Here is a 13,046-nt window from a genome sequence, read left to right on the forward strand (position 1 = left end):
CAGGGATCCGGCCCGCTCTGCGTCCAGGATGATAGGTCCGCGCTCTGGCCGCCGCGGTTACCTCATCCCGAATCCCGAATCCCCAATCCCGGCTCCCCAGCCATCAACCCCTCGATCTCCTCGGCGCTGCGCGCCAGGGCATCGGTGAGCACGCGGTGGCTGTCGTCGGTGATCAGCACGTCGTCCTCGGTGCGGATGCCGATGCCGCGCCACTTCGGGTCCACGTCCTTGTCGTCCGGCGACACGTACAGGCCGGGTTCGATGGTGAACACCATGCCCGGCTCGAGCAGGCGCGATTCGCCGGCCAGCCGGTAGTCGCCGACATCGTGCACGTCCAGGCCCAGCCAGTGCCCGGTCTTGTGCCGATAGAAGCGCCGGTAATCGCCGCTGGCCAGGTTCTGCTCGACGCTGCCCTTGAGCAGGCCCAGCCGCAGCAGGCCTTCGGTCAGGGTCTGCACCGCGGCCAGGTGTCCGGCCTCGTAGGCCACGCCCGGGCGCGCCTGCGCCAGCGCGGCGGCGTGCGCGGCGCCGACCAGGTCGTGCAGCGCGCGCTGTTCGGCGCTGAAGCGGCCATTGGCGGGGAAGGTGCGGGTGATGTCGGCGGCATAACCGCGGTACTCGGCACCGGCATCGACCAGCACCAGATCGCCGTCGCGCAGGCGCGCGGTGTTGGCACGGTAGTGCAGCACGCAGGCGTTGTGGCCGCTGCCGACGATGCTGCCGTAGGCCGGCCAGGCGTCGCCGGCGCGGAATTCGCGCTCGATCTCGGCCTGCACCTGGTATTCGTGCACGCCCGGCTTGGCCAGCCGCATCGCGGCGCGGTGCCCGGCCACGCTCAGGTCCGCGGCGACCTGCATCAGCGCGATCTCGTCGCGCGACTTGAACAGGCGCTGTTCGTGCAGCAGATGCCCAAGCTCCAGGAATTCGTGCGGCGGCTGCGCGCCGTGCCGCACCTGCTCGCGCACGCGCTTGACCCAGCCGATCAGCTTCAGGTCGAAATCGACGTCGCGGCCGAAGTGGTAGTACACCCGCGAACGGCCTTCCAGCAGCCCGGGCAGGATCTCGTCGAGGTCGTCGATCGGATAGGCATCGTCCATGCCGTAGCGTTCGACCGCGCCTTCCTGGCCCGCCCGCGGACCGTCCCAGGCTTCGCGTTCGGGGTCGCGTTCGCGGCAGAACAGCAGGGCCTCGCCGTGGCGGCGCCCGGGCACCAGCACCAGCACCGCGTCCGGCTCGGGAAAGCCGCACAGGTACCAGAAGTCCGAATCCTGCCGGTACGGGTAATGGGTGTCGTGGCTGCGCACCCGCTCCGGCGCGCTGGGCAGCACCAGAATGGCCTGCTCGCCGGCCATGTCCATCAGTTGCCGACGGCGGCGCGCGTACTCGCCGGAGGAAATCCCGGTGAGCCGCTTCATCAGTTCAGGCGCTGCCGGTGGCGCGGGCCGAGCACGCAGTCGCTGTGCAGCAGCAGCACCGCCACGCGCACGAACTCCTCGATCTCGGCCAGCGCGTCCTCGTCCTCGTCGCCGCTGTCGAAATCGTCGGCGCTGGCCTGGGCCAGGCGCGCCAGGTCCTGCAGCGCCTCCTGCCCTTCCTCGGACAGCGGCGGTGCGGCGCCCGCGGCCAGGCCGAAGCCGCCGAGGAAACCGCGGCACCAGTCGAACAGCGCGTCGGCGCGCTCGGGCAGCGACGCGCCGGCATCGGCCAGCACCAGGTCGAAACCGAAATCGCGGTCGTTCAGTTGCGCAGCGGTGGCCTCGCGCAGGCGGTCCAGCGCGTCGCCGCTGCGCGGCGCGGCGATGCTGGCGTCGGCCAGCACCGCGGCCGGCCAGGCCGGCAACTCGGCGCCGCCGCCGGCCAGCCAGCCGCACAGGGCGCCGTGCAGTTCGGCCGCCGACGCAGCCAGGCCAAGCGTCCGGCTGGCATCGGCGATCTGGTCGGCAGTGGGAAGTTCGGTCATGGAGCGAAGCCTGTCGGGCGCTGGCCACGGGCCTGTGGCGGCCTGCAGCGGAATCGGGACTGCGCAGTGTAGCAATCGCGTGTGCGCCGCCGCTTGTGGTGGCTTCCGGCACGCGCCTACACTCCACCACCCGTTCTTTGACAGAAGTCACTTTCCGCCATGCCATTGGAGCACGTCGCTGCAGGAGCTGCGGAAAGGACCGGCCTGGCCTTGTTCGGCCAGACCCTGCTGGCCGCGTGGCCGCTGGTGGCGCTCGCGGCGCTGGCCGCCGGCGGGCTGGCGGCGCTGTTCGCGCTGCGCTCGCGTCGGCGCCTGCGCGAGCAGTTGCAACGGCATGCGCAGCTGCAGCAGCGCGACCAGCACCTGAAGCTGGCGCTGTGGGCCTCGGGCGAACACTTCTGGGATTACGACCTGCAAGCGCGCACGCTGCGGCTGATGCGCGCCGACGAGGCCACGCCGCACGCGCAGGACATCGGCCTGGTGATCCGCGAGAACGAGCCGCTGCGCATCCATCCCGACGACATGGCGCAGGCGCGGCAGGTGCTGCAGGAACACCTGCAAGGCCTCACCGCGATCTACACCGCCGAGTACCGGGTGGACCTGACCGGCGATGGGATCTGGCACTGGGCGCGGGTGCGCGGCCGCGTGGTCGACTACGACGCCAGCGGCGCACCGCGCCGGCTCGCCGGCACCGCCCGCGACATCACCTCGCACCGCCAGGCCGACCTGGAACGGCGCATCGCCGCCGAAGTGCTGCGCAGCATGGGCGAAGCGGTCGCCGTGCTCGACGAGGACCGCCGCTTCATCTCGGTCAATCCGGCCTTCACCCGCATCACCGGCTACAGCGAGCGCGAGGTGCTGGGCCAGCCGATGGCGCTGATCGACCACACCCCGGAAACGCCGGCCGCGCCGGCGGCCGACCACGGCCGGCACTGGCGTGGCGAGGCCTGGAAGCGGCGCAAGGACGGCCAGGAGATCCTCTGCCACCTGCGCCGCAACACCGTGGTCGACGCCGACGGCCGCCAGAGCTTCCAGGTGGTGGTGCTGGAAGACATCACCGAACAGAAGCGCGCCGAGCAGGAACTGCGATACCTGGCCAACTACGACACGCTGACCAGCCTGCCCAATCGCGCCCTGCTGTCCGAGCGCCTGGCGCGGGCGATCGTGCGGGCGCGGCGCCAGGCCGGCTCGGTCGCGGTGCTGTTCCTGGACCTGGACCGCTTCAAGGACATCAACGACTCGCTCGGCCACGCCGTCGGCGACCGCGTGCTGCGCGCGGTCGCCGAACGCCTGCAGCAGGCGGTGGGGCCGCAGCACACGGTGGCGCGCCTGGCCGGCGACGAATTCACCGTGGTGGTCGAGGACATCGTCAGCCAGGGCGAGGCCGAGGCGGTGGCCGCCCGCGTGCTGGCCGCGTTCGAGGCGCCGCTGCGGCTGGACGAACGCCGCGAGGTCGCGGTGTCCACCTCCATCGGCATCTCCCTGTTCCCGCAGCACGCGCTGCTGCCGAGCGAACTGCTCAAGCACGCCGACACCGCGATGTACCAGGCCAAGGCCGCCGGGCGCCGCAACGCCCAGGTGTACTCGGCGCGCATGGACGAGGCCACCCGCCACCGCGCCACCCTGGCCAGCACGCTGCGCAAGATCCCGCTGGACCAGGAACTGAAGCTGGTCTACCAGCCGCGCTACTCGCTGCGCACGCAGCGGGTGGTGGGCGTGGAAGCGCTGCTGCGCTGGCACAGCGCCGATTTCGGCCCGGTCTCGCCCAGCCAGTTCATCCCGCTGGCCGAGGAGACCGGGTTGATCCTGGAGATCGGCGAGTGGGTGCTGCGCCAGGCCTGCAGCGCGTTGCGCGACTGGCGGCGGATGGGGCTGACCGATCTGTGCATGTCGGTGAACGTCTCGGCGATCCAGCTCGAGCGCGGCAACCTGCCGGAACTGATGGCCGGGATCCTCGCCGAAACCGGCGTGCCGGCGGCCAACATCGAACTGGAACTGACCGAGAGCGTGGTGATGTCGCAGGTCGGCAAGAACGCCGCGCTGCTGCGCGCCTGCCGCGAGCTGGGGCTGACCCTGGCCATCGACGATTTCGGCACCGGCTATTCGTCGCTGGCGTATCTGAAGCGGCTGCCGATCAACACCCTGAAGATCGACCAGGAATTCATCGGCGATCTCACCCGCGACCCGGACGACGAGGCGATCACCAGCACCATCATCGCGATGGGCCACTCGCTGGCGCTGAAGGTGGTGGCCGAGGGGGTCGAGGACGCCGGGCAACTGGCGTTCCTGCGCGCCCACGGCTGCGACGAGATCCAGGGCCACCTGGTGGCGCCGGCGCTGGAACCGGACGCCTGCCTGCGCCTGTTGCAGCAACCGCTGCGGCTGCCTGCCTGAGCGCCGGCCATGGCGCCGCCGCGCGGCGTCTTGACCGCCCCTTGGGCGCATGCCTATCGTGAGCGCCATGGACAGCCTTGACGCCCTCGCCGAGCTTCGCGCCCTTGCCGCACGCGTGGAAACGCTGGTCGAGCGCTGCCAGCGCCTGTCCGACGAGAACCGCAGCCTGCGCCAGCAGCAGGAACACCTGATCGGCGAGCGCTCGCAGTTGCTGACCAAGAACGAACAGGCGCGTTCGCGCGTGGAAGCGATGATCGCCCGCTTGAAGTCCCTGGAGCAGCACACGTGAGCGAGCCGGTCAGCGTCCGCATCCTCGACCGCGAATACACCGTCGGCGTCGAGGCCGAGGAGCGCGACGGCCTGCTCGCCGCCGCGCGCCTGCTGGATGCGAAGATGCGCGAAGTGCGCGGCAGCAACCGCATGGCCGCGGTGGATCGCGTCGCCGTCCTGGCGGCATTGAACCTGGCGCACGAACTGCAGCAACTGCGCGACGAACAGGCGCAGCGCGAGCGCGAGATGGCGCGCACACTCGCCGATCTCAATCGGCGTCTGGACAGCGTGGTCGATACGACGCGCTGATCCGCTCGTGGCGCAGCGATCATCAACGTGAATTGCAACGCACCGAAGCACCGACGAACGGACTAGCCAAGCGCGACGACGGCGCTATACTCCACTTGCGTTCTCTGCTGTGAACGACAGCGTGTGCAAACATTCGCCTTGTCCCTTAATGACGACCACGGGGTGGCGACGGAATCGGGAGTGCAGGTCCGCCTCGTAGCGGGAAGCCCGATGATTCTCCAGCCATCCCACTTGAACCCCGGGTTCAAGGTCGTTTCGCACGCATCGTCACGGCGGAGAATGCAATTCTTCTAGGAAGCGGCGCCGCAAGGCGCCGTTTCCTTTTTGTGCGTCCGCAACCTGCGTGTCCACGTCGTCGTCGTCGCCGCTGCAGCGCATGTGCGACGCGTTCTCGCGCCGACCGAAACCCGGGATACTGGTGACCCCACCACGGAGATCCCGGATTGCCGACGCTCGCCCAGATCCTCGACCGCTTCGACCCCGCCGCGGGATGCGATGTCCCCGCCAGCTGGCGACAAGGCCGCACCGCCTTCGGCGGCCTGTCCGCGGCGCTGGCGCTGCAGGCCGCGCTGCGCACCGCACCGTTCGCGTTGCCGCCGCTGAAGTCGGCGCACATCGGCTTCGTCGGCCCGGCCGACGGCCGCTTGCGCTTCGATGCGCAGGTGTTGCGCCAGGGCAAGTCCGCCACCTCCGTGGGCGTCGATTGTCTGGCAGACGGGCAGGTCGCGCTGCGTGCGGCCTTGCTGTTCGCACAGCCGCGGCCCAGCCGCATCGCCCACGACTTCCTGCCGGCACGGCCGGCGGTGGTCGGTCCCGATGACGCGACGCCGATCGCCGACAGCGAGGTGACGCCGGCTTTCGTGGCCAACTTCGACATGCGCCTGGCCGGCGGCGCGCTGCCGATCTCCGGCGCCGCCACGCCGGAGTTGCTGGTCTGGGCGCGCCATCGCGACGCCGCCGGCGTGGACCCGGGCGTGGCCCTGGTGGCACTGGGCGACTGCCTGCCGCCAGCCGCGATGACCTGCTTCACCGCACCCGCACCGGTCAGCTCGATGACCTGGACCCTGGACTTCCCGCAGCCGGCCAGCGCCGGCGATTGGTTCCTGCTGCGCTCGGCCAGCCTGCATGCCGAGGACGGCTACTCGCTGCAGGACATGCAGATCTGGGACAGCGCCGGGCGGCTGGTGCTGTGGGGCCGGCAGACGGTGGCGCTCTACGCGTGATCGGCGCGGCGGCGCCCTGGTCAGTGCACGCGCCGGCACCGACAATAGCGCCCTCCCTCGCCACGCCTACCCGATGACCGCCGACGACCGCGACTCCCTGCGCCAGGACCTGCGCGCGCGCCGCCGCGCGCTCACCGCGCCCGTGCGCCTGGCCGCCGCCGACGCCTTGGCGCAGCGACTGCTGGACCTGCCGTTCGCGCCGCAGCACGGCCATGTCGGCGGCTACTGGGCGATGGACGGGGAGATCGCCCTGCACCGCTGGCAACTGTCGCTGCCGGAGGCGGTGCAGTACTGCCTGCCGGTGCTCAGCGGCGACACCCTGCGCTTTGCGCCGTGGCGCCCCGGGCAGCCGCTGCGCGCCAACCGCTATGGCATCCCCGAGCCCGACGTCGACCCGGCCACGACCCTGGCGCCGGCGCAGATGGCGCTGGTGGTGACGCCGCTGGTCGGCTTCGACACCGCCGGCGGCCGCCTGGGCATGGGAGGCGGCTGGTATGATCGCAGCTTCGCTTTCCGCCAGCGGCAGGCCCCGCCGCCCTGGCTGGTCGGGGCCGCCTTCGACGCGCAACAGGTCGCGGCCTTGCCGCTGGCGGCCTGGGACGTGGCGCTGGACGCGGTCTGCACCGAATCCCTCACTCTGTCGACCGCGCCCGATCTGCCCGCATGACCGCACGCACCCGCTATTGGCTGATGAAGTCCGAACCGGACGCCTTCTCGATCGACGACCTGCAGCGGGTCGGCACCGAACCCTGGAACGGCGTGCGCAACTACCAGGCGCGCAACTTCATGCGCGACGGCATGAAGGTCGGCGACGGCATCCTGTTCTACCACTCCAACTGCAAGGTGCCGGGCATCGTCGGCGTGGCGCGCGTAGCCAGCCAGGCCTATCCCGACGCCACCCAGTTCGACCCGTCCTCCGACTACCACGACCCCAAGGCCACCCCGGAGCAGCCGCGCTGGTACCTGGTAGACGTGGCGTTCGAGCGCAAACTTGCGCGCACCATCGCCCTGGACGAGATCAAGCAGCACGCCGACACGCTGGGCGAGGGCTTCCCGCTGGTCGCCCGCGGCAACCGCCTGTCGGTGTTCCCGGTCAGCGCCGCGCAGTGGAAGTTGCTGCTTTCGCTCGAGTAGCCGGGATTCGGGAGTGGGGATTGGGATTTGTCTCCGTTCCCACCCGTCTGCCGCTTCAACGAATCCCCAATCCCGAATCCCCACTCCCGAGCCCCTCAAATGTCAGAAGCCAAACGCCTTGCCGCCGAGAAAGCCATCGACTACGTCCAGGACGGGATGATCGTCGGCGTCGGCACCGGCTCCACCGTCGCCTATTTCATCGACGCGCTCGGCCGCATCAGCCACCGCATCAAGGGTGCGGTGTCCAGTTCCGAGCAGAGCACCGCGCGCCTGCGCCAGCACGGCATCGAGGTGCTGGACCTGAACCACACCGGCAACCTGTCGCTGTACGTGGACGGCGCCGACGAGTGCGATCCAAACAAGTACCTGATCAAGGGCGGCGGCGCCGCGCTGACCCGCGAGAAGATCATCGCCGAGGCCAGCGAGCGCTTCATCTGCATCGTCGACCCGAGCAAGCAGGTGCAGACCCTGGGCAAGTTCCCGCTGCCGATCGAGGTGATCCCGATGGCGCGCAGCCTGGTCGCCCGCGAGATCCTGGCGCGCACCGGCGGCCAGCCGGTGTGGCGTGACGGCGTGGTCACCGACAACGGCAACGTGGTGCTGGACGTGCACCACCTGTCGATCATCGACCCGGTGGCGCTGGAGCGCGAACTGAACCAGATCCCGGGCGTGGTCTGCGTCGGCCTGTTCGCCCGCCGCCCGGCCGACGTGGTGATCGTCGGTGGCGAGCCGCCGCGCGTCTTTTGACGCGCGCTGGCGCGCGTGCGGGATTGGGGATTCGGGATTGGGGATTCGTGAAAGCCGAGATCCTTGCCTTTGCGAATCCCCAATCCCGAATCCCCAATCCCCGCTCTTGACGCCACACGCACCATGCAACAAGGTGCGCGCTGTCCTCCTCTTGCCCTGGCCCCGCCCATGTCCCTTTTCCGCGCGCTTGGCGTCCTTCTCCTGCTTGCCCTCAGCGGTTGCGCCAGCGCCGGTGGCGACCATTGGGTGGAATTGGGCGGACATCGCTACGACGTGGAACTGGCGCAGAACGATGCGACGCGCGCGCGCGGGCTGATGTTCCGCGACCAGATGGAGGCGGACCACGGCATGCTGTTCATCCACGACCGCGAGGAACCGCAGGCGTACTGGATGAAGAACACCAAGATCCCGCTGGACATCCTGTACTTCGACAACCAGCGCAAGCTGGTGGCGCAGCAGCGCGACGTGCCGCCGTGCTCGGCCGGCGACGCCTGCCCGCCCTACCCGAGCAACGCGCCGGCGCGCTATGTGCTCGAACTCAACGCCGGCCAGGCCGAACAGTTGAAGCTGCAGGACGGCACCGAACTGCGTTTCGGCCCGGGAATTCCGCAGGGCCACTGACCCGTCAACGATGCCGGCGGGGTCGGGAAAAGGCCCCGCGACCACGGCGCTGAACCCGACACCGCTGTCGGGAACCGCCGGACTTGATCGGGCCCGGCTTTGCCGCCAGTCTTGGGCCATGGCCGCCCCATTGACATTGCCGAGCTGGAATACCCTGGCCGCTCTGGATGACGATGCCCTGCCGCTGCTGGCGACCGCACTGCTGATCGCCCGCGACGAGTATCCGGAGCTGGATGCCGCCCATTACGACACCCTGGCGCAGAGCCACGCCGACCACCTGCGGCACGAGGTGGCGACGATCGAGCAGTGGCCGCTGAAGATGGCGGCGATCAATCGCCACCTGTTCGAAGAGCTGGGCTATACCGGCAACCACGACGAGTATTACGACCCGCGCAACAGCTACATGAACCAGGTGTTCGAGCGGCGCCTGGGCAACCCGATCTCGCTGGCGCTGGTGCAGATGGAAGTGGCGCGGCGCCTGGACATCCCGCTCGACGGCGTGTCCTTCCCCGGGCATTTCCTGGTGCGCCTGCCGGTGGACGACGGCCTGCTGGTGATGGACCCGTTCAACGGCGGTCGCCCGCTGGCGGTGGAGGAACTGCGCGAGCGCGCGCGGCCGCACATGGGCGGCGAAAGCCCGGACGATCGCGCCCTGCTGCAGATCCTGGACCCGGCGCCGCACCGCGCGATCCTCGCCCGGGTCCTGCGCAACCTGCACGGCCTGTATGCCGAACGCGACGAGTGGGACCGCGCCGCACGCAGCGCCGACCGCGTCCTCAAGCTGATGCCGGACCAGCCGGAGGCCCTGCGCGACCGCGGCATGGCCTACCTGCAGATGGATTACGTGCCCGGCGCGCGCCGCGACCTGGGCCGCTATCTGCAACTGAACCCCGAGGCCTCCGACGCCCTGCCGATCCGCGAGCGCCTGGTGGAACTGAGCGCGCGCGCGCAGCGGATGCATTGACGGCGGGGATTCGGGATTGGGGATTGGGGATTGGGGATTCGCAAGGGCGACTAGCCGCGATGCGCAAGATCTCCTGAGCGGCTTCAGCCCGGAAGCCCTCAAGAGAAAGCAGTGTTGCTCAGCGACACGTCAGGTCAAGCCGCAGCCGCTCTTGCGAATCCCCAATCCCGACTCCCCAATCCCAGCCCTCACTCCATCTCCACCATCTCGAAATCGTCCTTGGTCACGCCGCAGTCCGGGCAGGTCCAGGTGTCGGGCACGTCGTCCCAGCGGGTGCCGGGGGCGATGCCTTCTTCCGGCAGGCCGTCGGCCTCGTTGTAGATGAACCCGCAGACGACGCACATCCAGGTGCGATAAGTGGTGGCGGTGGCGTCGCTCATTGGATAATCGCAGGTCACAGTCGGACGGAACGGCATTGTCCCATCGCCGTCGACGCATCGGAAGGCTTGGCCATGAACGCATCCCCGGCGCCGCGCGGCGTGTACCTGATCACTCCCGACGACGCCGACGGCGCGCGTCTGCTGGCGCGGGTGGCGCCGCTGCTGGACCAGGGCGTGACCTGGCTGCAGTACCGCAACAAGCGCGCCGACGCGGCGCAGCGGCGCGACCAGGCCGCGGCGCTGCAGACGCTGTGCGCCCAGGCCGGCGTGCCGCTGATCGTCAACGACGACGTCGCCCTGGCGCAGGCCGTGGGCGCCGCCGGCGTGCATCTGGGCGAGGACGACGGCGACCTCGCTGCCGCGCGCGCCATGCTCGGACCGCAGGCGCTGATCGGCGCCTCCTGTTACGACGACCTGGCCCTGGCCCGCAGCGCCGCGGCGGCCGGCGCCAGCTACGTCGCCTTCGGCGCGTTCTTCCCCACCCGCAGCAAGGTCACCACGCGCCGCGCCACACCCGGACTGTTGCACGAGGCTGCAGCGCTGGGCCTGCCGCGCGTGGCGATCGGCGGCCTCACCCCGGACAACGCACGCCCACTGGTCGCGGCCGGCGCCGACCTGCTGGCGGTGATCAGCGGCGTGTTCGATGCGCCCGATCCATGCGCGGCGCTGGCTGCGTACTGCGCTTGTTTCGACTGAGGGGCGGGGAGGCGTCACGAGTCGCTACGCGCCGGACCCTCACCCCAACCCCTCTCCCGAGGGGAGAGGGGGCTAGCCGCTCCCTTCTCCCATCGGGAGAAGGTGCCCCGCAGGGGCGGATGAGGGTACGGGCGAAGCCTCGCACACCCAAACATCGCGCGTCGCTGCGCGCCGGACCCTCACCCCAACCCCTCTCCCGAGGGGAGAGGGGCCAGCGCCTTCCCTTCTCCCACCGGGAGAAGGTGCCCCTAAGGGGCGGATGAGGGTACGAGCGAAGCCTCATGCACCCGAACATCCCGCGTCGCTTCGCGCCGGACCCTCACCCCAACCTCCTCCCGGTGGGAGAGGGGCTTGAAGCAAATCCACAGCGCAGCGCCGGCTGCGGCAAGATCGACGACATGGCGCACATCGGCGGCAGCCGCGACAATAGACGGCCTCGCTCCGCGCCCGGCCGGTCGGCCCGGCCAGCATCGCCAAGGATTTCCGCTCATGACCCATTCCCGCTCGCACGCCCTGTTCGCCCAAGCGCAATCGCTGATTCCCGGCGGCGTCAATTCGCCGGTGCGCGCCTTCAAGTCGGTGGGCGGCGAGCCGTTCTTCGTGCAGCGCGCCGATGGGCCGTACCTGTACGACGTCGACGGCAACCGCTACATCGACTACGTCGGCTCGTGGGGGCCGATGATCGCCGGGCACAACCACCCGGCGGTGCGCGAGGCGGTGCAGCGCGCGATCGGCGATGGGCTGTCGTTCGGCGCGCCCTGCCCGGCCGAGGTGACGATGGCGCAGACCATCACCCGGCTGGTGCCGTCCTGCGAGATGGTGCGCATGGTCAACTCCGGCACCGAGGCCACGCTGTCGGCAGTGCGGCTGGCGCGCGGTGCCACCGGGCGCAACCGCATCGTCAAGTTCGAAGGCTGCTACCACGGCCACGGCGACTCGTTCCTGGTCAAGGCCGGCAGCGGCATGCTGACCCTGGGCGTGCCGACCTCGCCGGGCGTACCGGCAGGCCTGAGCGAACTCACCGCCACCCTGGCCTACAACGACGCCGAGGGCGCCACTGCGCTGTTCGAGGAGATCGGCCATGAGATCGCCGCGGTCATCATCGAGCCCGTGGTCGGCAACGCCAACTGCATCCCGCCGCGCCCGGGCTATCTGCAGCACCTGCGCGACCTGTGCACCCGGCACGGCGCGCTGCTGATCTTCGACGAGGTGATGACCGGCTTCCGCGTCGCCCTGGGCGGCGCGCAGGCGCACTACGGGGTGACCCCGGACCTGACCACCTTCGGCAAGATCATCGGCGGCGGCATGCCGGTGGGCGCCTATGGCGGGCGCGCCGAGCTGATGCGGCAGGTGGCGCCGTCCGGGCCGATCTATCAGGCCGGCACGCTCAGCGGCAATCCGGTGGCGATGGCCGCGGGGCTGGCGATGCTGGAGCTGATCCAGGCGCCGGGCTTCCACCAGCGCCTGGACGCGACCACCGCGCAGCTGTGCGCCGGCCTGGAAGCCGCTGCGGCGGCGGCCGGCGTGGCGGTCACCACCAACCAGGTCGGGGCGATGTTCGGGCTGTTCTTCACCACCGAGAAGGTGGAGACCTATGCGCAGGCCACCGCCTGCGACACCGCCGCGTTCAACCGTTTCTTCCACGCCATGCTCGATCGCGGTGTGTTCCTGGCGCCCTCGGCGTACGAGGCCGGTTTCGTGTCCAGCGCCCACGACGATGCCGTGCTGGAGACTACGCTGGCCGCGGCGCGCGAGGCGTTCGCCGTGGTCGCTGCCGGCTGAGATGCCAAGACAGCGACCATGGCGTCACGGCAGCGCGCCATGCTGCGCGGGATCAGCCGAACACGAACTTGCCCTTCATCACCGCCCAGTGACCCGGGAACGAACAGAAGAACGTGTAGTCGCCGCCCTTGCTCAGCTTGGCGGTGGAGAACTTGACCGTGTCCGACTGCCCCGCGCCGATCACCTTGGTGTGGGCGATGATCCGCGGATCGTTCTTGGGCAGATAGTTGTCGGCCAGGCTGGAACTGGTGCCGGCATTGGCCACCGCCTGGAAATCCGCGGTCTTGGTCAGCACCCAGTTGTGGCCCATCACCGCAGCGGCGAGCTTGCCGCTGTGCTTGAGCGTCACCGCCACCTCGGTGCAATCGGCCGCGACCTTGATCTGGGTCTGGTCGAAGGACATCTGGTCGGTGCCGGTGATGGTCACCGCGCAGGTCTTGGCCCAGGCCGCCGGCGCGAGCGCGAGGCCGGCGAGCACAAGCAGGAGGGATGGAAACTTGGTGTTCAAGGCGGATTCCTCGGCAAGAGAGATGGCATAGCGCCACGGCAGATCGCGCGTGCGGCGC

15 protein-coding genes and 1 other RNA gene are annotated in these 13,046 nt (G+C 70.0%); 12 read left to right on the forward strand and 4 right to left on the reverse strand.

Features of this window, described 5'->3' with window-relative positions:
- Window positions 1-62: 62 nt before the first annotated feature.
- Both AC1PLR_RS15995 and AC1PLR_RS16000 read right to left on the reverse strand, forming a co-directional pair.
- Window positions 63-1,415 carry an aminopeptidase P N-terminal domain-containing protein gene (locus AC1PLR_RS15995; protein WP_481101627.1) on the reverse strand — a complete coding sequence of 451 codons (1,353 nt, stop codon included), beginning with the start codon at window positions 1,413-1,415 and terminating at the stop codon, window positions 63-65.
- Window positions 1,415-1,960: a YecA/YgfB family protein gene (locus AC1PLR_RS16000; protein WP_371184800.1), complete on the reverse strand. Its 546-nt coding sequence runs from the start codon at window positions 1,958-1,960 to the stop codon at window positions 1,415-1,417. Before AC1PLR_RS16000 ends, AC1PLR_RS15995 begins: the two co-directional genes overlap by 1 nt.
- Before the next feature lie 210 nt (window positions 1,961-2,170).
- Here AC1PLR_RS16000 and AC1PLR_RS16005 point away from each other — a divergent pair, with 210 nt between their 5' ends.
- The 10 genes from AC1PLR_RS16005 (at window position 2,171) to AC1PLR_RS16050 (ending at window position 9,622) form a co-directional block, all read left to right on the forward strand.
- A complete protein-coding gene (locus AC1PLR_RS16005; protein ID WP_010342808.1) occupies window positions 2,171-4,354 on the forward strand; it encodes a putative bifunctional diguanylate cyclase/phosphodiesterase in 2,184 nt (727 codons plus the stop codon).
- 67 nt (window positions 4,355-4,421) lie between these two features.
- A complete protein-coding gene (locus tag AC1PLR_RS16010) occupies window positions 4,422-4,643 on the forward strand; it encodes a TIGR02449 family protein (RefSeq protein ID WP_019800452.1) in 222 nt (73 codons plus the stop codon).
- Window positions 4,640-4,933 (forward strand): cell division protein ZapA, encoded by a 294-nt coding sequence (locus tag AC1PLR_RS16015; RefSeq protein ID WP_010342806.1) that lies wholly within the window; start codon window positions 4,640-4,642, stop codon window positions 4,931-4,933. The genes AC1PLR_RS16010 and AC1PLR_RS16015 overlap by 4 nt, the downstream gene beginning before the upstream one ends.
- 98 nt (window positions 4,934-5,031) lie before the next feature.
- Window positions 5,032-5,216, forward strand: a non-coding RNA gene (ssrS, locus tag AC1PLR_RS16020) — 6S RNA.
- A 160-nt stretch (window positions 5,217-5,376) separates the two neighbouring features.
- Window positions 5,377-6,156: an acyl-CoA thioesterase gene (locus tag AC1PLR_RS16025; RefSeq protein ID WP_481101628.1), complete on the forward strand. Its 780-nt coding sequence runs from the start codon at window positions 5,377-5,379 to the stop codon at window positions 6,154-6,156.
- A 73-nt stretch (window positions 6,157-6,229) separates the two neighbouring features.
- On the forward strand, window positions 6,230-6,823 hold the full coding sequence (locus tag AC1PLR_RS16030) for a 5-formyltetrahydrofolate cyclo-ligase (RefSeq protein ID WP_152240004.1): 594 nt from the start codon (window positions 6,230-6,232) through the stop codon (window positions 6,821-6,823).
- Window positions 6,820-7,290: an EVE domain-containing protein gene (locus AC1PLR_RS16035; protein WP_019800670.1), complete on the forward strand. Its 471-nt coding sequence runs from the start codon at window positions 6,820-6,822 to the stop codon at window positions 7,288-7,290. Before AC1PLR_RS16030 ends, AC1PLR_RS16035 begins: the two co-directional genes overlap by 4 nt.
- Before the next feature lie 99 nt (window positions 7,291-7,389).
- A complete protein-coding gene (rpiA, locus tag AC1PLR_RS16040; RefSeq protein ID WP_481101629.1) occupies window positions 7,390-8,037 on the forward strand; it encodes a ribose-5-phosphate isomerase RpiA in 648 nt (215 codons plus the stop codon).
- A gap of 168 nt (window positions 8,038-8,205) precedes the next feature.
- Window positions 8,206-8,658 carry a DUF192 domain-containing protein gene (locus tag AC1PLR_RS16045; RefSeq protein ID WP_019800669.1) on the forward strand — a complete coding sequence of 151 codons (453 nt, stop codon included), beginning with the start codon at window positions 8,206-8,208 and terminating at the stop codon, window positions 8,656-8,658.
- Window positions 8,659-8,707: 49 nt separating this feature from the next.
- Window positions 8,708-9,622: a SirB1 family protein gene (locus tag AC1PLR_RS16050; protein ID WP_371184883.1), complete on the forward strand. Its 915-nt coding sequence runs from the start codon at window positions 8,708-8,710 to the stop codon at window positions 9,620-9,622.
- Window positions 9,623-9,810: 188 nt separating this feature from the next.
- On the opposite strand, the gene AC1PLR_RS16055 is transcribed toward AC1PLR_RS16050, so the two are convergent.
- Window positions 9,811-10,002, reverse strand: coding sequence for a rubredoxin (locus tag AC1PLR_RS16055; protein ID WP_048491769.1), 192 nt, complete (start codon window positions 10,000-10,002; stop codon window positions 9,811-9,813).
- Between the two features lie 72 nt (window positions 10,003-10,074).
- Here AC1PLR_RS16055 and thiE point away from each other — a divergent pair, with 72 nt between their 5' ends.
- Both thiE and hemL read left to right on the forward strand, forming a co-directional pair.
- A complete protein-coding gene (gene thiE / locus AC1PLR_RS16060; protein ID WP_481101630.1) occupies window positions 10,075-10,698 on the forward strand; it encodes a thiamine phosphate synthase in 624 nt (207 codons plus the stop codon).
- A gap of 489 nt (window positions 10,699-11,187) precedes the next feature.
- A complete protein-coding gene (gene hemL, locus AC1PLR_RS16065; protein WP_420007686.1) occupies window positions 11,188-12,480 on the forward strand; it encodes a glutamate-1-semialdehyde 2,1-aminomutase in 1,293 nt (430 codons plus the stop codon).
- A gap of 52 nt (window positions 12,481-12,532) precedes the next feature.
- Here the strand turns inward: hemL and azu are convergent, their stop codons facing one another.
- A complete protein-coding gene (gene azu, locus AC1PLR_RS16070; RefSeq protein WP_420010243.1) occupies window positions 12,533-12,964 on the reverse strand; it encodes an azurin in 432 nt (143 codons plus the stop codon).
- Window positions 12,965-13,046 lie beyond the last annotated feature (82 nt).

Source organism: Xanthomonas sp. NCPPB 3570, assembly GCF_056725115.1.